At 47.2% G+C, this 25,290-nt stretch carries 22 protein-coding genes; 2 read left to right on the forward strand and 20 right to left on the reverse strand.

The window, feature by feature from the left end:
• The first annotated feature begins 9 nt into the window (after positions 1–9).
• Positions 10–1,653 (forward strand): methyl-accepting chemotaxis protein, encoded by a 1,644-nt coding sequence (locus TW84_RS06945; protein WP_045974930.1) that lies wholly within the window; start codon positions 10–12, stop codon positions 1,651–1,653.
• A 103-nt stretch (positions 1,654–1,756) separates the two neighbouring features.
• Here TW84_RS06945 and TW84_RS06950 read toward each other — a convergent pair whose 3' ends face one another.
• Complete coding sequence (locus TW84_RS06950; RefSeq protein ID WP_045974931.1) at positions 1,757–2,476, reverse strand: SDR family oxidoreductase; 720 nt, start codon at positions 2,474–2,476, stop codon at positions 1,757–1,759.
• A 154-nt stretch (positions 2,477–2,630) separates the two neighbouring features.
• On the opposite strand from TW84_RS06950, the gene TW84_RS06955 reads away from it, so the two are divergent.
• Positions 2,631–3,545, forward strand: a complete 915-nt coding sequence (locus TW84_RS06955; RefSeq protein WP_045974932.1) for a LysR family transcriptional regulator — start codon at positions 2,631–2,633, stop codon at positions 3,543–3,545.
• Here the strand turns inward: TW84_RS06955 and TW84_RS06960 are convergent.
• The 19 genes from TW84_RS06960 to TW84_RS07050 all read right to left on the reverse strand — a co-directional run bounded on the left by TW84_RS06960 (position 3,522) and on the right by TW84_RS07050 (position 25,081).
• Complete coding sequence (locus TW84_RS06960) at positions 3,522–4,958, reverse strand: coniferyl aldehyde dehydrogenase (RefSeq protein ID WP_045974933.1); 1,437 nt, start codon at positions 4,956–4,958, stop codon at positions 3,522–3,524. The two genes, TW84_RS06955 and TW84_RS06960, sit on opposite strands and share 24 nt — an antisense overlap.
• A 128-nt stretch (positions 4,959–5,086) precedes the next feature.
• A complete protein-coding gene (gene dsbD, locus TW84_RS06965; protein WP_045974972.1) occupies positions 5,087–6,826 on the reverse strand; it encodes a protein-disulfide reductase DsbD in 1,740 nt (579 codons plus the stop codon).
• The gene (locus TW84_RS06970; RefSeq protein WP_045974934.1) at positions 6,826–7,707 is read right to left on the reverse strand and encodes an FAD:protein FMN transferase; all 882 of its coding nucleotides are present in this window, start codon (positions 7,705–7,707) and stop codon (positions 6,826–6,828) included. The genes dsbD and TW84_RS06970 overlap by 1 nt, the downstream gene beginning before the upstream one ends.
• Complete coding sequence (locus TW84_RS06975) at positions 7,697–8,920, reverse strand: DUF3570 domain-containing protein (RefSeq protein WP_045974935.1); 1,224 nt, start codon at positions 8,918–8,920, stop codon at positions 7,697–7,699. Before TW84_RS06975 ends, TW84_RS06970 begins: the two co-directional genes overlap by 11 nt.
• Before the next feature lie 19 nt (positions 8,921–8,939).
• Positions 8,940–9,404, reverse strand: coding sequence for a DUF4266 domain-containing protein (locus TW84_RS06980; RefSeq protein WP_045974936.1), 465 nt, complete (start codon positions 9,402–9,404; stop codon positions 8,940–8,942).
• Positions 9,401–9,865, reverse strand: a complete 465-nt coding sequence (locus TW84_RS06985) for a TlpA family protein disulfide reductase (RefSeq protein WP_045974937.1) — start codon at positions 9,863–9,865, stop codon at positions 9,401–9,403. Before TW84_RS06985 ends, TW84_RS06980 begins: the two co-directional genes overlap by 4 nt.
• 24 nt (positions 9,866–9,889) lie before the next feature.
• Positions 9,890–11,083, reverse strand: a complete 1,194-nt coding sequence (locus tag TW84_RS06990) for a Tad domain-containing protein (protein WP_045974938.1) — start codon at positions 11,081–11,083, stop codon at positions 9,890–9,892.
• Entirely contained in the window at positions 11,076–11,642 is a 567-nt protein-coding gene (gene tadF, locus TW84_RS06995) for a tight adherence pilus pseudopilin TadF (protein WP_045974939.1), read from the reverse strand. The genes TW84_RS06990 and tadF overlap by 8 nt, the downstream gene beginning before the upstream one ends.
• Positions 11,635–12,069 (reverse strand): TadE family protein, encoded by a 435-nt coding sequence (locus TW84_RS07000; RefSeq protein WP_052707893.1) that lies wholly within the window; start codon positions 12,067–12,069, stop codon positions 11,635–11,637. Before TW84_RS07000 ends, tadF begins: the two co-directional genes overlap by 8 nt.
• Positions 12,060–12,797, reverse strand: a complete 738-nt coding sequence (locus tag TW84_RS07005; protein WP_045974940.1) for a tetratricopeptide repeat protein — start codon at positions 12,795–12,797, stop codon at positions 12,060–12,062. The genes TW84_RS07000 and TW84_RS07005 overlap by 10 nt, the downstream gene beginning before the upstream one ends.
• The gene (locus TW84_RS07010) at positions 12,794–13,648 is read right to left on the reverse strand and encodes a type II secretion system F family protein (protein WP_045974941.1); all 855 of its coding nucleotides are present in this window, start codon (positions 13,646–13,648) and stop codon (positions 12,794–12,796) included. The genes TW84_RS07005 and TW84_RS07010 overlap by 4 nt, the downstream gene beginning before the upstream one ends.
• Positions 13,645–14,550 carry a type II secretion system F family protein gene (locus tag TW84_RS07015; protein WP_045974942.1) on the reverse strand — a complete coding sequence of 302 codons (906 nt, stop codon included), beginning with the start codon at positions 14,548–14,550 and terminating at the stop codon, positions 13,645–13,647. The genes TW84_RS07010 and TW84_RS07015 overlap by 4 nt, the downstream gene beginning before the upstream one ends.
• The gene (locus TW84_RS07020) at positions 14,547–15,884 is read right to left on the reverse strand and encodes a TadA family conjugal transfer-associated ATPase (RefSeq protein ID WP_045974943.1); all 1,338 of its coding nucleotides are present in this window, start codon (positions 15,882–15,884) and stop codon (positions 14,547–14,549) included. Before TW84_RS07020 ends, TW84_RS07015 begins: the two co-directional genes overlap by 4 nt.
• On the reverse strand, positions 15,884–17,050 hold the full coding sequence (locus tag TW84_RS07025; protein ID WP_205622471.1) for a CpaE/TadZ family protein: 1,167 nt from the start codon (positions 17,048–17,050) through the stop codon (positions 15,884–15,886). The genes TW84_RS07020 and TW84_RS07025 overlap by 1 nt, the downstream gene beginning before the upstream one ends.
• Positions 17,050–17,676 (reverse strand): CpaD family pilus assembly lipoprotein, encoded by a 627-nt coding sequence (locus TW84_RS07030; RefSeq protein WP_045974945.1) that lies wholly within the window; start codon positions 17,674–17,676, stop codon positions 17,050–17,052. The genes TW84_RS07025 and TW84_RS07030 overlap by 1 nt, the downstream gene beginning before the upstream one ends.
• A gap of 7 nt (positions 17,677–17,683) precedes the next feature.
• Entirely contained in the window at positions 17,684–19,093 is a 1,410-nt protein-coding gene (locus tag TW84_RS07035; protein ID WP_045974946.1) for a type II and III secretion system protein family protein, read from the reverse strand.
• Between the two features lie 18 nt (positions 19,094–19,111).
• Positions 19,112–19,951: a Flp pilus assembly protein CpaB gene (cpaB, locus tag TW84_RS07040; RefSeq protein ID WP_045974947.1), complete on the reverse strand. Its 840-nt coding sequence runs from the start codon at positions 19,949–19,951 to the stop codon at positions 19,112–19,114.
• Between the two features lie 24 nt (positions 19,952–19,975).
• Positions 19,976–20,158, reverse strand: a complete 183-nt coding sequence (locus TW84_RS07045; protein WP_045974948.1) for a Flp family type IVb pilin — start codon at positions 20,156–20,158, stop codon at positions 19,976–19,978.
• Positions 20,159–20,215: 57 nt separating this feature from the next.
• Entirely contained in the window at positions 20,216–25,081 is a 4,866-nt protein-coding gene (locus TW84_RS07050) for a hypothetical protein (protein ID WP_052707894.1), read from the reverse strand.
• Positions 25,082–25,290: the final 209 nt, after the last annotated feature.

The raw sequence follows: 25,290 nt of genomic DNA on the forward strand, positions 1-25,290 counted from the left end.
GGACAATCGATGCGCCAATTGCTCAGCGGGCTTTCTATTAAGCTCCAAGTAGTGGTTCCTGTCATATTCACATTGCTACTACTAGTGGCCGGGATAGGTTACAGCACAACCAACCTAAAAGAAGCCTTTAAGCAAGTCACCGTCTCTACGGAGAATCTCATCAATAATAAGGATGAACTGACACAAATCATCGATAACACTTATGGCATGCGCATCAAAGCTATCTATAGTTTATTTCGTGCAGAAGATGTCAAACAGCTGGCGACACATTTGCAAAGCAAGCAACAAGAAAACCGTCAATTACTGCGCTCTCTGAGTAAAGTAGAAGGTTTGGAGCAAGAAGTTGCAGATATGAACGCCGCAATCGATCATTACGTAAACTACTCTATTAACGTAATGATTCCTTTACTCAATATGCGTCACGGCGACAGCAACCCACCGCTAGGGTTTGAGACCCAATATGAGAGAGCAGCAAGCGACTACCGCACCGCAGGCAACCAGATGGTTAAGGCCATTGATAACCTATCTAAGAAGCTCAACACACTGGCATTGGATGAAGTGAACGCTAACGAGACCATCCACTCTAATGTGATGAATAGTGGCATCGTCGGGCTTTTATTAGTTCTGGCCGCAGCGTTGGCCATTAGCTGGATGCTAGCAGGTATCATAGTGACACCGATTAAAAAGTTGCAGCAAGCTATGAAGGAGCTCGCTCAAGGCAACTTATTGGTTTCCGTCGAAGAAGAAGGCAACAACGAAATCTCGGCCTTATCTCGTGATTTCAATAGCACAATAGGACAATTACAGAATACGGTCGACTCACTGGTCCGAATCAGTGTTGATGTCGCATCCGCTTCCACTGAATTAGCCGCGGTGATGACGCAATCAAGTATCAACTCCGATCAGGAAAAGAATGAGGTAGAACAAGTTGCGTCAGCCATCAATCAGATGGAAAGCACCGCGATGGAAGTCACTCAGAATGCCAACAATGCTGATGCGGCTTCCAATAATGCAGATAAGCTAGCTCGTGACAGTTTGGAGACATTTGAACAAAACACGCGCGCCAGTAAAAAGATGGCTCAACACCTTTCTCAAGCCGCTGAGGTGGTCAACTCCTTAAAAGAGCAGTCAGAGCAAATTGGTAAGGTCATTGAAGTAATAGAAAGCATCTCAGAGCAAACTAACTTACTCGCACTGAATGCGGCTATTGAAGCCGCTCGCGCAGGGGAAAGTGGACGTGGATTTGCAGTTGTTGCTGATGAAGTACGTATGTTGGCAGCTCGAACACAAGAATCGACCAAGGAAATTCAGATCATCATTGAAGATTTGCAGAATCAGTCTAGCGTTGCCAACGATAGCATGAACTCAAGCCTAGATATGATTGCTCAGAATCAGACACAAGCGAACAAAGTGAGCGAGGCGCTCGGGCACATCAGTGCATCCATTTCTGAATTGACGAGTATTAATGCTCAAGTCGCCGTCGCTTCTGAGGAACAAGGCCAAGTCACATCCGACGTCAACAACAATCTAAGCAACATCTATGAACTGGTGAGTCAAAACGTCACTGGGATTACACAAGCCGCTGCCGCCAGTCACGAGCTGTCTACGTTAGCTGAGAAACAAAAACAGCAGCTAGACTTCTTCAAAGTGTAGATAAACAAAACGTCAACCAAAAGGTTGACGTTTTTTTTTCAATCGATAACGCTAGAGCAGAAAAAGGTCAGTATTCGCTGAGCTTATTCCAATAACACAGTGATTAAGGCTGTTGCTTAGTTGGAGCCAATGCAATTTCACGAATACAGACGTTTTGAGGTTGATTGTAAGCAAACTCTACCGCACGAGCGACATCATCAGCAGCCAATACGCCGCCCATATCAACTTTCCAGTCGTCGTAACCATCTTTGATTTCCTGAGAAGTAGTGTGAGAAAGCAATTCTGTCTCTACCGCCCCCGGTGCAATCGTCGTCACACGAACATTTGATGCAGCCACTTCTTCACGTACGTTTTCAGAGATTGCGTGAACGGCAAATTTAGTACCGCAGTAAGCAGCATGATTCGGGAAGGTTTTCTTACCTGCGATCGAGCTGACATTGATAATAGTGCCGCTGTTGCGCTCCATCATAGGTGCCAGTACCGATTGCATACCATTCAGTAGACCAAGTACGTTGACATCAAACATACGTTTCCATTCAACTGTGTCTTGTGTATCAATCTGGCCTAACAACATCACACCAGCGTTGTTTACTAAACCATCTACCGGGCCAAATTGCGCCTCTGCTTTGGCAATCGCTGCTTCAAATGACGCTTTGTCTGTGACATCTACTTTTTCGCATAGCGTGTTTGGCAGATCTAGGGCTTCAAGACGTTCTACGCGACGAGCAAGCAGAAGCAGAGGATGACCTTCATTGCTTAGACGACGAGCAATGGCTTCACCAATACCAGAACTTGCACCTGTTATTACGATTAGTTTTTTCATCTTTATTTCCTCTGTAGTTGTTCAGTAGCAGCTCTTTTTCGCTGCGATGGAGGTATATTACGTCAATCGTTTTTGTTGATATATATCACTCTAGTTGAAACACTGTTGCTGTAGTGCAACAATAATCAAAACTCAACTTGATTGGATATCCATTGTGCTCAACCAGATTAATCTCGCGGACATCCGCTCTTTCGTTCTCATCGCACAATTGGGGAACTTTACCAAAGCTGCAGAAGCGCTGGGTGTGTCGCGCTCGCACGTATCACGTCAGATAAGCAGTCTTGAAAACCAAATAGGCGTAACACTACTGATCCGAACCACACGCACACTCAAACTCACTGAAGCAGGGAAAGCCTTTTACCAGCAATGTGAGAAAGCGTTGCATAATATTGATCAGGCGTTATTGGCTGCCGTGGATGACGTAGAAAAAGTACAAGGCGAAATAAAGATTAATTGCGTGGGCGGCTATCTCGGCGAAGAACTGATCGCTCAAATTGCAACGGAGTTTATGCGTGTCTACTCCGATGTCAGTATCCATCTAGACTTCAGTAGCCATCGAGTAGATTTGATTGAAGATGACTTCGATATTGCCTTTCGTATGGGTAAGCTTGAAGACTCAGGGTTCGTTGCCCGAAAGTTGCTAGATATCCAAATGGGGACTCTGGCCAGCCCTGACTACCTAAAACGATATGGTCAGCCTAATCACCCTAAAGAGCTCACTCAGCATCATTGCTTAACGGGTTCGGTCAAAAGGTGGAACTTTGAAAGTAAAGCGGATGCGCAACACTACGATGTCTTCGTCAATGGGCACATGCAATGCAAAAATGGCCGTGTGTTGGTGAAAGGCGCACTCAACGGCAACGGCATCATACGTGTGCCGATGATTTACTGTGAACAAGAGTTAGCGAGCGGAAAGCTAGTCGAAGTATTTGACCATTGGGGCATTCCAAGCGTCGATTTTTCGGCCATCTATCATAGAGATCGTTTTCAGCCTAAGCGGCTACGCGAATTCATCAGTTTTGTGAAGCACTACTTTGATGCTCGCTTAGCGGATAAAGAGTCGGCTTAACACTTTTTCAGTCAAATTCCTGAATCGCAACACCAAGCGGCTTCTTGGCAGCCAAGCCGGAGAAGCTAACACCGTTTTTGCTTTAGTGAAAGTCTGAAAACCTTCGAAGCCATGATAATGACCAATACCCGACTCCCCTATTCCACCAAAGGGAGCATCTTCAGCCGCCACATGTAACAAAGTATCGTTAATGGCGACCCCACCGCTGTGGGTCTGCTCGATAATTTGTCGCTGAAGCGTGCGATCCGTCGACATCAGATACAATGCCAGTGGTCTAGGTTTGGCATTAATGTAATTGAGTGCTTCATTCAAATGACGATAGCCAATCACGGGAAGCAGCGGCCCGAATATCTCTTCCTGCATCACCTGCATGTTTTCTGTCACACCCGTTATTAAATGAGGCAGCATTTGACGCCCCTCCAAGGTGACATCCTCTATGCTGTATATGCTCGCACCTCTGCCTTGTGCATCCTCTAACATGTTGTAAAGGCGGTCGTACTGCCGTTCATTAATAATGTGAGTGACCGTTGGCGCTTTGTTGCCTTCGATGTACAGTGATTTATAGCGTTTGAGGTACAGATTGATGAATAACAGCTCTTTTCCTTGAGGCAGCAGAACGTAGTCTGGCGCAACACAAATTTGCCCGGCATTGACTGACTTGCCAAGTAACACCGCGTCAACGGCGGCGCGAAGATCAATATCATTGTCTATCAGGACAGGCGACTTACCACCTAGCTCCAACGTTACTGGGGTAAGGTTTTTCGCAGCAGCTTGAGCAACTAGCTTCCCTACTGGCGTCGATCCCGTAAAGATAAGATGATCAAATGGCAGCTGAGAAAAATAGCTGGCGATATCCGCTTCGCCCTCAATGGGGTAAATGTGTCTGTCCAAGCAAGATAAGATCTGGCTCAGTACCTGGTTGGTGTGATGAGTATGTTCGCTCAGCTTGACCATCACTCGGTTTCCCGCTGCAATCGCCGTCACGATAGGCGCAATGCTCAGCACTATTGGAAAATTCCAAGGCACGATCACTCCGACCACGCCAAGTGGTTGATACTCGACCGAGATTGACGAAGGAGAGAGCAACAGCCCCGCTTTACGTCGACTTGGTTTCATCCATTTCTTCAGGTGCTTGATCGTGTAATTGATATGAGAAACCGCAGGTAAGAGGTCGCAAATCATGCTATCAAAACGGCTACGAGAACCATAATCCTTTTGCAGAGCTTCAACCAACTCTTGTTTATGTTCAAGTAAAGCTTGTTTGAGGATCTTGAGCCTTTTCATCCGCACGTTGTAGCCAGAAAATGGCTCACTCATATAAAAAGCTCTGACTTCAGCGTAAAGATGAAGTAACTCTTGCTGAGTCTTGATGTGTTCTTTTTGCCAACGATTAAGATCTACGACGCCTTCCATGTGCCATTATCACCTGACTGGTTACTCTTTGCCCATAAGTATAGTAGCCAGATTCGACACCAATGTCTTGGCTAGCACATCCATAACGCGCATAAGAAAAAGGCGACATTAATGCCGCCTTGTGTTAATTACTGCAATTGGGTCATCACAGATTGAAAATGCTCAAGCCCTGTGGCCCCGACAATTCTCTGCTGAGCAATTTCAGCACCTTTGCTATCAAAGAAAAATATCGCCGGTGGACCAAACACATTGCGCTCTGCCAGCCACGCCATCTGCTCAGGATTACTCGCTGTGACATCAAACTTGATCGTATTCCAGTCAGCAAACTTATTCTGTACAGATTGATCGCCAAACACTTCTTTCTCAATGACCTTACACGAGACACACCAGTCCGCATAAAGGTCGACTAGTACTGGTTTACCCTGCTGCTTCGCCAATGCTAATTGTTGATCCAAGACTTCAACAGAGCTGATTTTCTCAAATGGCAAAACTTCGGCTGGCTTGTCTGAACTAGTCTGTACAACATTAAGTGGCTTAAGAGGATCATTTGACCCTGTCAACATGCCGACAAATAAGATCAATCCGTAGAACAGAGACATAAATGCGGCCAGTTTACGGGTCCTCGCCCAACCGGGTTGCGCTGAATCCAGCGCACCAAAATGAATACCACTTCCAATGGCAAGTACCGCCCACAAGAGCATCATCAACCAACTAGGAATGAAACGGCCTAACAACACAATCGCAACCGCCAGCAATAACACACCAAACAATTGCTTCACGGCAATCATCCAAGGGCCGCTTTTAGGGAGCAGCTTACCACCACTCATGCCAATCAGAATCAGTGGTACACCCATACCCAATGCCATCACAAAAAGAGTAACGCCGCCCAAAACCCAATCTTGCGTGGTGGAAACATAGAGTAATGCCCCCGCCAATGGCGCACTCACGCAGGGTGACACGACGAGGGCCGACACTGCGCCCATCACGAACACACTTGCTACTTTGCCGCCGCCCAATTTGTCTGAGCTTGCATTCAGTTTCTGTTGAATGGATGCGGGTAACTGCAGTTCATAAAAGCCAAACATCGCTAAAGCAAGCAAGACAAACACCAGCGAAAATATCGATAGCAACCAAGGCTGCTGCATCGCCGCTTGCAGGTTAACGCCTTTGGCCAGCGTCGTGACCAATACCCCTGTTAGCGCATAACTGGAAGCCATTCCCAACACATAGGAAGTCGATAGAGTTAGACCTTTTCGACCTGTCATTTTGGCGTCGCCACCAATGATGCTCGACAAAATAGGCACCATAGGCAGCACGCAGGGTGTTAGTGACAACCCTAAGCCAAGTAGGAAAAAGATGAGGAGAGCCTGAGTTTTGGACGCACTCCCTAATAGCTCAGACAAGCCCGCTGTGTCTTCTGCCAAACCCCCCACTTTATCCCAAATTGAGGAGTTGCTGTCATTCAGTGTATTGGCGGGCAAGTCGAGTTTGATCGTCTGAGGTAAGTAGCACAGACCTTTTTCTGAACAACCTTGATAACGAACGTTGAGTTGACCTTCGCCACCATAAGGCACCAGCACGGTTACTGGCTTATCGAAAACGACGACTTCACCAAAGTACTTATCTTGTTTCTGTTTGCCCGGTGAAGAAAATTGAGGCTCAGTTAACTCGATGCCGCTATCTGCTGAAAACTTAAATCGACCTTTATAGAGATAATATTCAGGCTGAGTTGCGAAATGGATCTGCACGCCTTGCTCACTGACCGACCACTGGTAAGGAAATGCTTCTTCCACAGGCAAAAAGTCAGGATCCTGTGCAGACGCAAAGGCAGAGATAAAGAGTAAAAAAGGCCAGATGAAAATTCTGATCACGCTACAAACTCCGTGTCTTGATGAATAGCTAATTGATCGTCGATAAACACGACGCCAACTTGCTCTGGGACGGGTAAAGTCGGTTCTAGAGTCAATGCGGTACTGAGTGCCCCTGCTTCCAGCGTCGTTGGCGCTAAGACGCTGACCGAAAGCACTTGGGGATGTGTGCCACGTTGCGACAATATATGTGAACTTTCCTCATCACCAAATTGGAAGCTTCGCTCGTAATGAGCTGACGTCGTCAATGCGGCATTCGCCAATGGCACTGAGAAAAATGGCTCGTGCTTATTCTTCGGATTAAGTACCGCCACATTAAAAGGGGATCCATCTGGTTTCGCACCGAGAGCTCGAATGTCTCCCCCAAAATTCACCAGCGCTGAGGAAACACCAAATTTCTCTGCGAGCATCACCGCCTGATCGACCGCAAACTCTTTAATCACACCGCCCAAATCAAATTGAGTCTCGGCATGAGGGATAGAGAGTGTTTTGTCAGATAGCGACCAAGCATCAACGCCCATAAACGGCTTAGCACTTTCATAAGCCGTGGTTCTGTCCCATTGAGGCGTGCTTTCCATCATTGACTTTAGCGTACCTACTGTTGGGTCAAAAACACCTTTCGTGCCCTCAACCAAACGCTTCAAAACTTCAAATACAGCGTAGCTTTCATCATCCAAAACCACAGATGATGACTGACGTCGGTTCACTTGCCGATTAAGCCACGAGTGGCCATCATAAAAGTTAAACTTCTTCTCTAATCTCAGAGTGTTAGACTCAATCAAAGCCGCCACATCAGCGGCTTTCTCTGAGTGATACAGCAGAACTTCACAAGGAACCGTCATCGCCTTAAATCGGTGAACAAAAGGCAAATTAAAACTCATAGGTTGCCCCTACTGCCCACCACTGCGCTTCAAAGCCATTGGATTGCTCGTAGTAAGCACCAAGCAGATTGAAACGCAACTTCTTGTGCACTTTAACGCTTGCACCTAATTCATAGGCATTGGCCGTAAAATCACCAAGACGTAAATCAGAGGTTGCATAACCTGACGATGCAAACGTAGGATCGTTGCCATTCGGATCACGGTAGAAGTCAGCTGCACTTTGGGTATACCAAAAATAACCCGGCGCTAAAGTTAACCAGTTATTGACTGTCCAAGAAAGTTTACCTCCAAGCTGATGAGAGGCCACTCCCCAGTCATCCTGAAACCATTTGTAGCGAGGACGAACTACTAGAGTTTCCGACATGGACCAGAACGCCTGAATATTCACGCCACCTGACAAACGAGTATCCGGGCGTGAATCCTGACCAAGAAAGACTTCGTCAGTACCAATCGAACCATCGCCATCAATATCCACCTCACGCAATACCGTCAGATAGTGATTGCTCAGATAGCCAGAGCGATAACCTGCATAGCCGGTGAAGACCATGTAATAATTTGGCGTGAAGGTTTGTGAGAGGCCTGCCTCAACATTCCCCGTAAAGATGTCTTCCCAAGATTGCGGATTGGTCGAGGTTTGATACTTGCCAAACGTCATCGTTTCGTCAAACAGGGTGGAGAAACCTAGGCTGTATGAGCGGTTCTTCTGTGAATCAGCGTAAATCAGCCCCTTACCATTTAAACCAATACTGCGATAATCCTCTTCTTTGGAAAAGTTGGCGCCGAAGGTCCACTCGTTTCGTAGCTCATCTCGATAGGTGGCACTGCCATTGATTGATTTACGAGTATCTTCCAACTCATATTTCTGAATTTTGTAACCACTGCTGTGGGGATCGTAGCCAGCACGAATGACCTGATCCGTCATATTTTGCGCTTGCTGAGTTTTTGTCGCCCGATTGACCGCATCCGCAGTGCTGCCAACGGGGGTGGTTGGCCCCCAGGACGGTGACGCGCCCGACACAGTGTCGTAACCTAATTCAAGATTTATAGTCCAATCAAGACCAAAACTCTTTTCTATGGAAACCACGCTATCGCCAGCTTCCACTTTGTCGTCGTACTCTTCGTAATTTAGATAATGAACAGAGATATGATCTTCTGCCAGCGCACTATTCGCCACTGCCGCTGCACTGAGCAACGTTAAAGGTAGTTTTTTCATTGTAATTAATTTTTAATATTTAGTTGCAACCACAGCCGCCGCCACCGACGCCACTGCCACCCACTGAACCTTGCTTGTATGAGAAGACTTTCTCTGAAAATAAGTCGAACTCAGGCACCGGCCCTCCGGGTTTCATCTCTTTCTTAGCTAAGGTGCCTTTTTCCCACGGTTTAACTGGCTCAATGCCTAGAGCCTCATCGACAAAAGCGAGGGCCGACTTTTCATTTACGACGGCTTTCGGTTTCTCCAACGTTAAATCCTTAACTTGGGGTTTGACTAATTCAACGTTGCGACGAGCACCAATTTCTGAACTGCCACTGGTGTAAACCTGTCCAGAAATCACCTCTTCTTCAATGCTGGAACCACTGACCGAGGTTTCCGGAGCTTGAGAAGGCTTTTTCCCTAGCTGACTTAAATCCACTTTTGGGGCTGCAACGCTCAACGCAGGAAAGCAGAGGGCAACGATGAGAACAACTGGCTTCATAGTTGAACTCCCATATCTGCCAGATCCGCCAGAATAACCGTCCGAATATCATTGATGGCACCAAACCGAACTTTCAGCACTTGCCCCTGATAGATGTAGTAGAGCGCCGGCATACCGATCGGCTTAAACTCGGCGATCAACTGTTGCTTGGGATCGTTAATGACAGGGAAGGTCAAACCCAGCGATTTTTGAAACTCAAGGCCCACTTCGACCTCTTCATCAACATCTACGCCGACAACCGTCACGCCTGTCCCTTCTAGCTCACTGTAGAGCTGATTAACCAAAGGCAACTCATGGCGACATGAAACACACCACTCTGCAAAGAAATCCACTATCGTTAGCTGGCTTTGATCCAGCTTAAGTCCTGTTGATGCTGAATCTGTGATGGTGTCCCCTTCTTTAAACGCAGATGCAGAGAAAGAAGTGCATAAAGCGAATAACACAACCAATTGTTTAATCATTATTTTCTCCCTAATTTTGTGGTTTTATTTCTGTCCGAAGTTAAGCGTGGTGTCATACTGAACTTCCAATATCTTTGAAAAGTACTCATCGAGTTTCTCGGTGTTGGTTGCAGAGAAAACCTGCCCCTTGATACCTTCTGTGTTTGCGGCGTTGATGCAGCTCTGAAACTGAGCTAAGCGGCTTTCTTGTACATTGAAACCAATAAAATTGAGCTCAATAGCAAATTCATTGGCTAAACGGTCACAAAGGCCAGCTTCAATCAGGTCATCCAGTACATAGCCACTGTCGACTCCGTCGGTCATCAGAATCAGCTTTTGCTTAGGTGTGAGCGAATAAGGGTTGTATCCCCATTCTTGGCGCCATCTTGGAATCAGCTGACGAGCCCCCCAAATGACGCCTTGATACGAGCGTGTACCACCTGTCGTAGTCAGAGCATTGATGGCTGTTTTTACTTCGTTCATATCATCGGTAAGCGAGACCAGCGTGGCTGAAGCACTGCAATCCGCGAGAAACTCACCCGGCTTACGATGACTCACCGCTTTCTCGGAATGGATCCTATCTAGGTTTTGAACCGTTTCATTCACCAATACTGAGCCACCCGCTTGTTTGGTTAGCCCATCGATACAGAACACGCCTTTCTCTTCCAGCCAAGCGGTGTTGCGAGCGGAGACACCATCAGAAAAAGGCACAATAGAAATACTGATTGCTCGCCTTCCATCGATTTGCACATTGTCTCGCTCAATACGCTCAATTGCTCGGATGAGAATACGCTTCAACGTTTCGATTGAGCCCGTCATGGAACTGGAAATATCCAACACTAGGGTCATTTCGGTGGGAGTCACACTGGATGACTGATTAACATTCGCCTGCGCAACGGAATTTGACTGCGCAGAATACGAAGCCTGAGCAAACTTCAATGATGAGAAAAGCCCCGTTAACGAATACCCCATATTGATCTCACAATCAGAAGTACTGAATATTTCGCTTTTCACCAGTTTTATATTGGGCTGGTAATAGTCTAAATACGCCTGATTAACGCCCGGATCTGAGTAATCAGAAAAGGCGCACGCCAAAGAGGCCGCGTCCACGGCTTGCATTGCACGACTGCTTAGCTGGACCTGAAAACCAATCATGATGGTCGCGGCAGACAACACCACCAAAGGAATCAGCAGGGCGAGAAAGGCTAAGGAGACGGAACCTGTTTGTGGCTTAAGCACTGTAGCGCCTCCCAATAATGACAGCTTGACTGCGCATCGACTTTGGAAGCGGTAACGGCAGCCAGTGGAAAATGGCACTATCCGACTCCAACGGCTTAGAGACACACAGTGTGACTTGATACAAGTTCGCCGTTTTGCCATGTAACGAGGCGACCGAGCTTCGGCTAACCGGAGCGAATAAAGACAGAGAATCTATCGTTTGTTCCACTTCGCAATCACTGCCTACTTTTTGGGTGATAAGCTCTGTTCGCCCAGCCGTCACGGTTCGAATTTCAAGCACAAGCCCGATACGTTCTGCTTCAAAGCCTGAGGGTAAAGCGCGTTGTGCGACACTCAACAACTGATTAGCACTCGCATCGTCATAGGATTTGGCGCTACCTTGCGGCACTAAGGCTCTTGCAGCAGCGCTCGCCATCGAATATGTGGTGTTGTCAATACGACTCTGGAGGTAGAGCAGTTTGTACACCGCAAACAACCCCAAAACGATGGTCAATATACCAAGCACAACAAACGGAAATTCAATCACGGCTGCGCCATTCTGCTTTGAAACACTACGCATCGTGACTCACCAATACGGTTCGACTTAAAGACGCCACCGAAGGAAACGTTTCAGACAGGGCTGGCACCAATAAAAAGGTAAATCGGTAATGGATTTGATACTCAGTCATCACTGCACTTAAAGGCGTGACCTTTCTCCCCACAGCTAAAGACTGGACGCTATCGCTATAACGCGGCGGATCAATGTCAATCTTCTCCAGATCGAGCAATGGAAACGACGCGATGCGATCGCGGATTTGATTATCTAACATCGTCGAAGGTGGCAGCGTTCTGGTCTCCCTCACCGCAGCATTGACGGCAGATTCAAAGATCATGGTGACCCACATCAAACGAACGAATTCAAATGTCGCCAACAGCACAATCATCAGTGGAACAATGACCATGGCAAACTCTATCGTCTGGCTCCCAGAATGACGTTTCATCGCCATGTGCCAGCTCCCTGCTCAGCAAGGTGCTGGTAATACGCTAGGTTGTTCTCTAACTCCGCTTTGGTCAGATCGCCCATTGCGATCATTCGCGCCGCATCGACCTCACCTTGCAATGCATAAGATAATGCCAAATTAAGCCGTAATTTAGTGGTCGCTTCTCCACGTTGGTAAATAGGGTAAAGAATCCGAATACTTTGCTCTGGTTGACCATCGAGCATCCAGCTTAGTGCGAGGTTGTTTCGGTACTCTAGACTGTCCGGTCTGATGTTAATCGCCTGCTGAAATGCCTCACGAGCTTCTCGAAAGTTTTTTTGCAATGAGTAGCTCACACCGAGACTGTTCAGCGCCACTTCGTCTTGGTCATTTTCTTCCACTGCTCTGCGCAATGAATCTGTCGCTAAACGAACATTGCCTAAGGCTAAATGCGCACGACCCAATTCACGTTCAAACTCAGGGGAAGGATTCAGTGACCTGCCCTTAGTCAGGTAATGCAGAGCCTCATCGTAACGCGCGGCCTGATTGCTGGCGCTGCCCGCCAGAAATAAAAGCTGAGGATCGTCTGGATTATTCTCCAGTTTCTTCTTGTAAATACTGAGCGCATTATCAGCATGACCGTTTGTCAGGGCGGTTTGCGCCAATTGAAAGTCAGATTTCTCAACCTGATTGTCGGTAGACTGACAACCAAGAACCGAAAGACAGAAGCAGGCAATAATGATTGGTTTAATCATAATGTGTCCAGAGTATTAAACAGGCTAAGAACAACAGGGGCGACAATCATGACCACGACCGGAAGCATAATGAACACCACAAGTGGGAAAGACATTTTGGCCGGGATTTTTCCTACCCACTCTTCAAGATCAAGCAACTGGTATTGACGGCTATCGGACGCAATCAGACTCAATGCCTGCGAGAGAGGCGTACCAAACTGAAGCGCCTGAGACATGGTCACAACCATGTTGTTGATATCTGGCAATTCCAATCTCTGATCCAGATTGATCAAAGCTTGCTGCGGAGAATCCAATACTGACATTTCCGTCGCAGTCAGTGTCCATTCTCGGGCAAGGGCAGGAGAAACTGACGTCATTTCTTCACCGACAACACGAAAAGTGTTCTCCAGTGTCAACCCAGAAGCCACACAAACCACCATAAGATCGAGGGCATCGGGAGCCAATTTGGAAATTTCCTGACGAATTTGGTTAACACGCCATTCAAGCAGTCGATCAACCGCAATACCACAAGCGATAGCCACTGCTATGTCCTGAGCAATATCCGCAGCTGACCAACCTAAAGCGCGAGCAAAATGCCACACACCTGCGCCACAAAGCATCAAGGTAAAACGAATCAACACAAACTGGGTCTCTGCATGACTTTGACCAAAGCCAATGAGTGCCAATTGCTTTTGACGGGCAGGGTTAGACTTCCATCGCCACTTTTCACCAAGTGAGCGAGTGTGCAGTGTCGAAACACTGACCTGCTTCAAACGGCGATGAATAATGTCTTGCTGACGTGCAAGCTGAAAGCAAATGACGGAGCTAATGACGCCCACCACAATAAACAAGGTCGCTGCCATAGCCATCATGAGAACTTCCTATTTTTGGTCAGTGAGTGAAGCGTAAAGCCACCAAATGCAATACTGGCTGTACAGTAAATCAGAATCGATTGACCACTTTCGGTATAAACCAATAGCTCAAACAGCGATACATCGATCCATGCCACTACAGCCACCAGCATCAAGGGTAGTAAGGAAAGAAACTTTGCCGTCATTCTTGGCTCCGCAGTCATGCTTTTTACCTTCTTGAGCATGGCTTTATTGTCATGCATGGTACGACTCAGATTGTGGAGGATCTCCCTCAGCTGACCACCGTTACTTTGATTCAATACAAGAGCGACGGAAAAGTAACGAAACGTACGGTAAGGAAGGCGAGTACAGGCTTCATCAAGGGTTTGACGCAGTGAAATCCCTAGCGCCAAGTTGTCTGTGATAAGCGCAAATTCCCGCCCCAATAACCCGGTTTGCGAATTCGATACTTGTTCGATAGCTTGAGGAACAGAAAGTCCGGCAGACACCGCACGACTGACAAGTCCCAACACCTTGACGATATTGGTATCAAACTCTTCAATTTGCTTTTTGCGACGTATAACAAAAAGCGAACAAAATAAGAGACCAAAGCACACCAAAGCTACAGCGGTTTGCCAATACCATGCCAGTGCTTGCAACCAGAATATCGTGCCAAACGGTAAAGCGAATGCTGAAAAAGCAAGTAGGACCTTGTCCTGGCTTGGCAACAAAGCATCTGTACGAGACCAGAACTCGCGGACTGTCCCACCAGACCGACGCGATTTAACAATCGAGCCTAAATGGCTAGCGCCCGTGTGCGGGACATATTTCGACAGACGTCGCTTCACATTGCGACGCTGGCCAACGTAATGAAGAGAAACCGCTATAGTCAGGCACCATATCGCGACCAGAGCAAGGATCATAGGTCGAGCTCCATAGCCGACCGTAATTGGCTATCAAGTTGATAGTATTGCGCCTTGGATGCAAAAGCAGGCAAACTTTTGGCGCTCATAAATTGCCCTAGTAGCTGGCCCTGATGATCTTCGCCCTGAACCTCAAAGCGGTAGAGATCATGGGTGACATACTGCTCACCTTCCAAGCCAATAACCTCTGTAATGGCAACAACCCGACGCTTGCCATCACGCATTCTCTCAACCTGCACCACTACATCAATCGTATCAGCAACCTGTCGACGTAAGGCAAACAATGGCAAGGTAGATTGCGCCATCATCAACATGTTTTCAATTCGAACCAAGGCATCTAAAGACGAGTTAGCATGTAAGGTCGACAAAGAACCTTCATGGCCAGTGTTCATGGCCTGCATCATTTCAAAGGCTTCATCACCACGTACTTCGCCGAGTATGATCCGATCTGGACGCATCCTTAACGCATTCTTAACCAGCTCTCGCTGACTGACAGCCGTCAGCCCTTCTGCGTTTGCGGGTCTGGTTTCAGCTCGAACGACATGCGGCTGTTGAAGTTGAAGCTCCGCAGCGTCCTCAATGGTGATGATTCGCTCATGAGGTGAAATACTGAATGACATCGCATTGAGCAGCGTCGTTTTACCTGCGCCAGTACCGCCCGCAATCAAAACGTTCAACCGACAACGAACAATGATATCCAGTAGGCGCACCATGCTGTCTGACATGGCGCCATTTTGCGCCATCTGATTGAGAGACAGTTTTTCCTGATTGAATTTACGAATGGAAATACACGTGCCATCCAATGCAAGCGGAGGGATCATGACATTGACCCTGCTGCCGTCTTCTAATCGCGCATCAACCAGTGGTGAACTTTCATCGATTCGACGGCCAACTTTGCTTACGATTCGACGAGCTAAATTAAGCAGTTGCTCTTCACTGCGAAACTCGACCGGCGTCTTTTGTAACTTACCCAATTTCTCGATGTAAACCTCATTGGGTCCATTGACCATGATGTCGCTCACCATAGGGTCGTCGATCAATGGTTGTAGAGGCCCTAAACCCAGTAGCTCATCCACCAGCTGCTTAACCACTAGCGCGACTTCACGATTGCCCAGCGGCAGCTGATGAGTCGCTACCACGTCCGTTACCAGCAGTAAAATTCTCGCTTCCAATTCCTGAGGACTGAGCTTGATAACCACACTCGCTTCAATCGCGTTCACCACCTGAGAGTGGATCAGGTGATAATGTTCACGAATAGGATCCGATGATGGCGCTCCGGCACTGCGTGCGTGAGTGACCGTTAATGGCTCTTTAGTTCTTGTCGACTTGAACATCAGGCCCCTCGCTTCCAGAATCTAAGTGAGCGTGATGGCTGGGTGCCTTCAACTTTATCTGCTAAGTCAGAAAACGCCTGGCTGACCTTACGATTTCCTTTGATGGCCGACTGCCCCAAAGAGCCTTTCGCTAAGAAGTGATTCGGTGCAAAAGGGACTGCAACATCAATATCAACGCCGAGCGCTCGATGAACATCATTCAAGGCAATTAAGGACGCTTTGTTCGATTTAGTGTGGTTAACCACTAACAGGTTTTCCTTAGCGTGGCCTGTTGGATCGCCAGTAGAAAGCAAGCTAAAGATTTGCCCAGCGTTACGTATTGACGGCAAAGTGGGTTCTACCACAATCACTCGAACATCTGCACTTTTGAGTACGCTCATGCCCACCTGATCTCTCAGTGAGAAAGAGGGAATGTCGAAGATGAGGTTATCGGCGTGATCCAGACAGTATTTACTGAAATGCTCTAACGCGTTTTTGTCTGGCCAAAACGGGTCCGTATCCAAAGACAAATAGCCAGTAAACAAGGTTAAATCTGGCTGAACCGTAATACCACTTCGCTCAAAGACCACAGGTTCAAGACGTTCTGGATATTGCAACATTTCAACCAGAGCCGTATTACCTTGGACATCGAAATGTAAGTCCAGATCACCTGAGGCAAAATCCAGGTCTGCTACCGCTGTCGACTGGCCCCGACTGTTCATCATGCGAGCCAGATTGGCAACGATGGTCGAAGTACCAACGCCACCTTTTGTCCCCACCACAGAGATGCGTTTGCCCCTTTGATTACCATTGTGTTCTTGACCAAAATCGAGAGAAACCAATGCATCCGGTGCAATCGGATTCACCAAATATTCAAGGGCTCCCACCGATAGCAAACTGCGATAGTAGGCAATCTTTTCATCATCACCAATAGCGACTACCTTGCAACCTGTACGATGAACTAGGTTACTCACTAAACTCTGAGCTTCTTCGATTGGCAAACCAATCACATCCAGCGCAATCACACTGTGATTATTGATCAATGCCTGCTTAATGATTTGCTCACGATCTAAAGAAATCTGGGTAAGCTGGGTGATCCCTTGTTCTGCGAATGCAAGGCTTAAATGATAGCTGTCCAGTGCCGGAGAGCTTGCCACCAATACCGAAAGGTTCTGATTTTTCATCATTAATTACCCCCCGTATTAATCGAAATCACAGAACTGTTCTCTTGACTACTTTCATTGCTGCTTGCTGGAGTGACATAGGCATCAATCGCTGCAACGGCTTTTGCACCATTGGTTGGACCGAGCTTTTCACCCACAACCAAATCTTTCGGATTAGCGACCATTTGCGCTAAAGCCGCAGCATTGCTGCACCCGTATGCCGGATGCGTCTTATATTGGTTGAAGATAACTGGCTGTGCTTTATCAGTGCCGCACCCAGGGACTTTGGCACGGAACGACTCCACAATGATCTGTACATCACCAGATTGCGTGCCGGTCGCGCGTTCCGTGATGATCTGGTGCTTAGCAAGTCCCTGTCCGAGCAACAGGTCTGAAATAGACTTAATCTGAGACCGCCCTTTAGGCGAATAGCTCACCAATTTCACTCTGAGACTATAAGGGTTTCCACGCTGAACGATGAAGGTTCGAATATCCTGTTGCTGCTGCGGAGTGAGCGACGGCTTTTCGACCGCAAGGGTAAGCTTATTGGTTACCGAAACCACATCAATGGCAGGTTGACGCGCTATTTGATCCGAAGCACAGCCACTCAGGACGAGCAAAACAGGCAAAAGTAAAGATTGTAATTTCATGCGCACCTCAATAATAAAATCCGTTGTCGCCCAGTAAACGCGGCTTGCGGTTGTCGGTGTAAGTTGCTTTGCCACTGGTTCCGACGAAATCCTCATCAGGCAGGGCCAGCAGCCTTTCAAGATCACTTTGTGGAATCAGCGCATCGGTAGGGATCGGCAGGTTGTCGCTGCGTGTTGGTTCGACCAGATAAGCGGTGGCAATAATGATCAGTTCAGTTTCACGACGCTGATATTCATTGGAACGAAACAGCCCACCTAGGATGGGAATATCTCCCATGCCCGGCAGTTTTTGCAGTTGCTCAATTTCGCTGCTTTGCAGTAAACCGCCAAGAGCAAAGCTCTGCCCGCTAGCCAGTTCAATTGTTGTTGATGCTCTGCGTGACGTAAATGAAGGCAGCACATTACCGTTAAGAACCGTTTGATTATCAACAGAAACACTGCTGACTTCAGGTTCAACTTTTAAGCTGATTCTATCTGGGCCAAGCACCACAGGCTTAAAGTTCAAGTTGACACCAAATGGTTTGTACTCAACCGTTGCAGTATCACCTTGAATCAAAGGAATCGGGACTTCGCCACCGACTAGGAAGTTGGCTTCTTCACCAGACATGGCGGTCAGGTTTGGCTCCGCCAGAATCGACATATCACCAGTAGAGGCTAGCGCATCAACCAGCGCACTTAAGTTGGGTTTACCCCAACTGCTTACATCCCAAGGTTTATTGTAAAGAAAGCTGCCAACGGTGTTTTCCACCGTGTTGCCATTGGTGACCAGCGAGCCCCACTTAATGCCGAGTTTATTCGAAACATTGCGCGAGACTTCTGCAATACGAATCCGGATGTTGACTTGCGTTGGCATCGTCACCACCAACTGGTTAATCAACTCATCACCATTGCCGTTTTGTTGATTCTCAGAATTGCTCTTTGATGAGTTGCTGCTGTTTGCAGAGTCATTGTTATTGCTCTCTTGCGGAGCAACGACTGGTGACAAATACCCTTTCGCCACATTAACGATACTATGCGCCATTGACGGAGTCGGCACCGACCCTTTAAGCCACAGCTTGCCACCCAATGACTCAGAATTCACCGAAGCATCTGGGAACTGAGCTTTGATAAGTTCATCCAGTTCTTGCGTGTCGTGGACCACGCGGACTTTGTTGCTGTAGATCACTCGCTCCTGTTCATTGAGAACCGTGATCGTGGCAGTCCCCGCCTGCATACCAAACACCATGATTTTGGTATTAGTCATAGGTTGATAGTCGGCAATGTGTGTATTAGAAATGAAAATCGACTTTGCCTTTTCTGACAGACGGATCATTTTCGCTTCATTGATGTTCACTTCGAGGGCATTTGCCGATGCTGGAAGCGCAAAAAGCCAACCGGGAAGCAACAACAAGCTCCACCAGCGCAGTATTGTGTTCATTATTTCGTCCTGAAGTTGTTAGTTTTTGTCGCTGTTTGGTCGTAACTGAATCAGGTCTACGTCCGGCGCAACGGATTTACTTTGCGGATTGAGCTGAGTCGTTGTAATGGTGTGGCTTGGCGGGATTGAAACATCAGTTTCACCCGAACCACGTAATGAAAGGGTCAAGCGACCTAACTGGTTGGCAAGCACAATTTGTGTGGCTTGCTCGGGTGTCACTTCCAGTGACACAGAGCTGTTATCCGGTATTTTCGCCCCGTAGTCATGTCGCTGTTCCTGAAAACCTTCCGATGATGAAAGATTATTGAAAGCAAGAATACGGACATTGGTTGCGATTGTGCTGACGTAGAGGCCTTCAACCACATTGTCGTACTTTTTCAACTCACTGACTTTAGAGCCCAACAATAGAATATCGACTTTGTCGCCCGGTTGAACAAAGCCAGAATTGGCAGTCACCTGATCAACCGGCACCGATACCGCTCTGTACCCAGATCTGACTTTCAAAGCTAATGAAGCCCCACCCTGTGGTGGTATCAAATCAGCCGCCGCAATAACTTGCCCCTGTTTGATTGCAATATGTGCAATACCACTGGTCAAGTTAATCGAGGTGATTTCATCTTCCGTCACGTAATCGATGTATTCAAAAAGCTGCTCTTCGCTTAGAGATTGCCAACGAAACATATTGGGCGTGTAGATATCACCGATACTGATATCCTGACCAGAAACCAGCACTCGCTGAAACACTTGCTCAGGTTTCTCTTTCGCCTGATGCTCTGAGTTGTCTTGCCCAAGCAGCAATAATCCTATGCCTACACTGGACAATAAGATAGACAACAACATCAATCGCTTAGCCGTCATGATTACTCCTTCAGCCTTATCGGGTTAATTACCAGAATCCTGCGTTTGTTCCAGTGATTCGATCACTGTTTCATAGGCACCGACAATGGCTTTGGTCAACTTGCCATCACTACCCCCAACAAATGAGAGCAGAACGACAGACATTGCAGCGGCCAGAATGGCATACTCAATAGCAGCAGCGCCGCCTTGTTTGTTTTTACTTAACATGAATAAACTCCTGAAAAAGCGAAGGTTCAGCCCCACTATAAGGGCTGAAAGTTATTATTATTTTGAGATAAATCGGTATAGGTAAAGGCTTTGGTCTATGACGCTTGATCTGCTGACAGCGCCATGTTCACCCGTTCCAGTATCAATAAAGTCATACTGCTTATCCGTTATCCTGTTGGTCAGATATCTTCTGATTGTGCCAAATTTATTCACCGCATTGTATTTGAACAACTGTGCATCGACTGGTAGTAAACCCAGTAACTCCTCTTGCGATGGAAGCCTCCAGTTGTTCAACCCGCACACACGAGACGAGCGTTGTGCAGCAAGTGCTTCATTTACCTCTCGATAGTTAACAGTGCGCGAACTAGCGTTGTCGTCTTGAAATATTTGCCAAACGGCTCCGGTAGATTCATTTCTTGCACATGATGCTTGTTCTCTACTTTGAACCACATCACCATTGTGCGCGAGATAGGTCCAGTTAACCTGTTGAATCGTTTCACGAACTAAACGCGCTAACGTAACATCTTGGTCTGAGTAATGGCTGTGTGCGAAGCTCTCCGTCTTACCTATGCTCGCTTGACTGGAATAGTGATAAGCCATCTGCTTGTCAGCACTGTATTCAGCACCTGACCAGTAGTAAAATGCGGCCGTTTTCTGGTCTTGATTCGTAGGATGATGGGGAAAAGCAACCAGATCTAAAGTCGCCTCTTTACCATCTAGCATGGTAGCTGTCGCTAATCCTTTTAACTGAGGTAAACTCGGTACTTGCCAGTCACTGAATCCGCAAAAAGAACGGTCGTTTCTCGCTTCTAAGTAACCACCAGCACCTAGCAAGGTTTTTATGTCAGCGCCTGCTGCATTGAAAGAGACGTGGTCGACACCACCCATTTGGCCATCTTGGAGTAGAGTCCATGTTCTCTTCTTATCACCAGAACTCACATCCAATACACAACGCCAGCCCTGAGCGTATGTCGCACTTGCCGGCAAGAAACGACCAAGTGAGTCCAACTTGGCAAACCGGCCCAATACGGTCGCTTCACCTTGGCTAACAACATATCCAGCATCATGTGCCCGATTTAATCCGTCAACAATAATCACTTTCAAAGCCGACACATCTTGAAGTGAAGTTGCGAGAGCAATTTCCTCTGTCAGTGGTGTCATTAACAAACCCAGTGTTTTGAAGCGCTCAGGGAGCGTCGCTAAACTCGTGTCCAATAGTTGCTTCAAAACCTCAAGTGAATTGATTTCACTTTCCATTTGAGAGACTAAATCACTCAATGCCAATGACGAAGAATGAATATCACTGCCTAGACTTGCTGCCAATAAACGATCTTTTTCAGAAACCAGCTTACTGTTCAGAGTATGCAGTGTCGCTATCTGTGTTGCAGCCTGCAGAAGCTGTTTTGTCGCGACTAAAGCACTTATATTTTGGCGAACAGTAGAAAGTTTAGTCTCAAGGCTTTTTACGTTGACAAGAAAACTAATGCTCGCCGTATCCGTGTTGTACCTAAGCAGATTGGACTGTAGTTTAAAACCTTTCAACACAGATTCCATTTGTGCGAGCTGAGCACTGGATGGCATGACAGCCTTGTTCACCGTCTCCAACTGATCTGACACATCTGTGAGTAGTGTTTGAGACGTTTTGGTTTGATTCTTGAGTGCAGTGAGCCAGTTAGATAAGAAATTCTCAGACTCTGTCGTTAAAACATTTTGGTCAGAGATTAACTTATCGACGTTATCCAACTGAGCAATTGACGCGGCAAGTAACCTATCGCTAGAAATGGTTTCCCATTTGGCATAGACATCGTTGCTATACGCGTGAGGCTCTGTTTCAATGCCTTTCGTATAAGTGACTGGCACGCCGGATTTGTTAGCCCAGACAAACGAAGAAGCATCACTGATCATGTGGCCTCGCACTATTGAAGGCAAAGAATCACGATTTCTCTTCGACAGTAATGCTACCTCCTCAGCGGTCGGTAAAGTCCATTGACCAATACCGCAATGGTTTAGTTCAGATATCACGCTCATTACGTCAGCTGAACTCGAGGTAGAGGCCGAATTCGACCAAAAGATAGGGGTACCTTTGCCTTCGGTATCATATTCAGCGATACAGTTAACATTGCTAACTACCCAACCATTGTAATCCGAATAATCCGGTACTTGCAGCATTGACACCATCGGAAGATACTGAATCGCAACAAATTTACCTTCCAAACTAGATGCCCAAAGAATCTTACTCGCCGGGTGTTCCAAGCCTGGGAATGCACTCTTTTTAACACGCATGCCGACCTTATCCTTGGCATAAGCCTGCGTACCAATAAACTGAGGAACGGATGTGACAGGTTTCCAGCTAGCACCTTGGTCAACGGTAAACTCATAGTACTCAGGCTGATCAAACGTAACGGTCTTATTGGCAATAGTCGTAGAGAGAAAGTCCCAAGCGATTAAGTTAGGGTGTTTGGTGTTGGCTCGGTCATTCCCCATAACGATGTTTCCACCAGTCAGTGCTGGCAGTTTTGGCAGCTCTGTAAATGCGATGCCATTGCTGGCGTGCGCGCCTGCTAGCATACCATTTTCACCATTAGCACGAACACGCACCTGAACCTGACCGATACTTTTGGCGACATCGCCAACCACTACTGGCTTTTCTAACACTGGTGTCCAATCCGTTCCCTGATTGATTGACCACTCATAGTCGGACAATGAGCTAAAGCCAGTGACAAAGGCCCAGTCTAAGGTATCAGCGGTGTCATCCACCACCACACTAGTTGGCGCTACTGGCGCTTCCGGTTGCTTAGTCAGAGCCTTGGGGTTCGACAAAGCTGGACTAGCAAGACGTCCTGTGACGGGATCGTACTTAACACGAACCTCGACACTACTTACACCATACGCTTTGTCTTCCAGTTGCAGCGGTTTGTTCTGAACTGTGCTCCAACCGGCACCATCGACACGATATTCATAATCATTAGCGGAATCAAAACCCGCGACCCAATCCCAATTGAAGGTATTTAACGCATCATTAACCAGCCCATTCGTCGGCGCGCTTGGTGTGCTCGGAGTGACAGTAAAAACCTTGTCTGAACACAGGCTTTCACCTCCAGCATCATCGGCTGATGCTTTGATACGGACACAAACCTGTCCCATTTTGAATGCTTCATCTGGAATAGACTGAGGTTTTGATGTCACAGGACGATAGCTGATGCCGCTATCAAGTGAATATTCGTATTGATCCGCGTTCGGATAACCGTCAACGCTCGTCCAGTTGAATAGGTTGCCAGCATCGTTGATGACCGGAAGCGTCGGAGCAACCGGTTTATTCAACACTTTGTTAAATGTGCTCGTCACCAGCAAACTTTCACCAGAATCACGGCCATTGATCGGGTTTGCTTTGACTCTCACATGAATGGTATTGGCTGGAATGTCCACATTGCCAATTTGGTAAGGGTTGGCTGACACTTCTTGCCAACCACTGCCGAGATTGATTTGATAATCAGTCACACGGTCAAAGCCAGACACATTTTCCCAAGCAAGGATATCGGAATCATCATTGGCAGAGATTAGCACTGGCGCGATGGGTTTATCAGGAGTGACCGTCATCGCAGTGTCTGATTTCACCACATGGCCCGCTGGACGGCCTGAATTCGGCTCTGATTTAACTCTTAGTTTCAAGTCGCCGACTGGAATCGCAATATCAGCGATGTTTTGTGGCTTGCTCGTTACATTGTGCCAGTTTTTGCCACCATCCAGTGTGTACTCATAGTGAGCGATAAGCTGAAATTCTGCCGAATGTTGCCAGTCAAAACTATTGTCAGCATCATTGAGTGTCAAAGATATCGGCGCGGCAGGTACAAGCGTCGCAGTGAACGCTTTGGTCGATAGCAGTGCCATACCGGATGCCAAAGAACGCTCTGGTTTTGCTATGGTACGTACCTGAACATCACCAACACTTCTTGCCGCAGCACCAACATTAATCGGCTTTGACGTTGCTGGCTGCCAGCTTTGGCCTCTATCTAATGAGAACTCGTAAGCGTTAACCTCTTTGAAACCCGGCACAAATTGCCAATCAAACGTGTCAGCTGCGTCATTGACGACCCCGCCGCGTGGCGCTCTAGGTCTGGTCAGAATGTTATCGCCATCTAAGTCTTCTGGCTTAATTTTAAGGTGCTCACGGTAATCAGAATCAATCTGGGCTAACAATTCTTCCTCATTATCGGCGCCATGGGATATTTGATCGGTACGAAACTTGAGTTGCGCGACGTCTAAATTCGCCAATCTTTGAATCGAGCCTTTTCTCGCCAATTCTTGGCTAACACCGCCTTCAACCGAGCTTGCCTGCGCAGATTGCAAAACACGAGTAATACCGCGAGCGAGCATATGTATCTCACGACTTTCCTGAGAACCTTGTGCTACGTAATCAGACTTGATCACATCAGAGGAAACGCTGAGCTCGCTAGCAATAGTCTCTGCGGCGAGATCAAAGGTGATTCCAGAGCGATTTGCTAAGCTGGCAACCATAGACGTCATCGGGCTGATAATGCCCGGCTGTGATGATGGGATTTCTAGCGTAAAGCCCTGAGTGAGCGTTTGATTTGGCGAATCCATGTCAATCGTTACATTAGCAATGGCTTCCACCAACAGGTTGTAATTTTCAGCATTGCCTTCAAAAGGCAATGTGTACTGACCCGACTGGTCCGTCAGTACCGTTGTACCATCGCTACTGTCACACACTGCGTTGTTGTTTTTGTCCAAGCAAACATTCGCTTTGTACAGATAACCATCGAGTACCACACCAGACAATACTGAGCCAGAGTGGCCTGTTGCAGGCGCCTCATCTGAAGTCAGTTTGGGGTCAGATTCATTGCCTCCACCACAACCGAAAAGTGCAACAGACATCGCCCCGACACTGAGCTTTTTGGTCAGCATTTTCACCGCTGGATACTCCTTTAATTTTTAGGTCCAATCAAAATTCCGGCGGCGATACTAATTTAAATGATATTTATTATCAATATCATTTGATCTTTTATTTTACATGGTGATTAAATAATAGGGATAAATGCTAGGTTATATATTAATTAACAATATTATTGGTTTAACATGCTTGAGAATACAAAAATATGTTGCACAGCCCTTGC

Source organism: Vibrio neptunius (assembly GCF_000967495.1).
GTDB classification, from domain to species: Bacteria; Pseudomonadota; Gammaproteobacteria; order Enterobacterales; family Vibrionaceae; genus Vibrio; species Vibrio neptunius.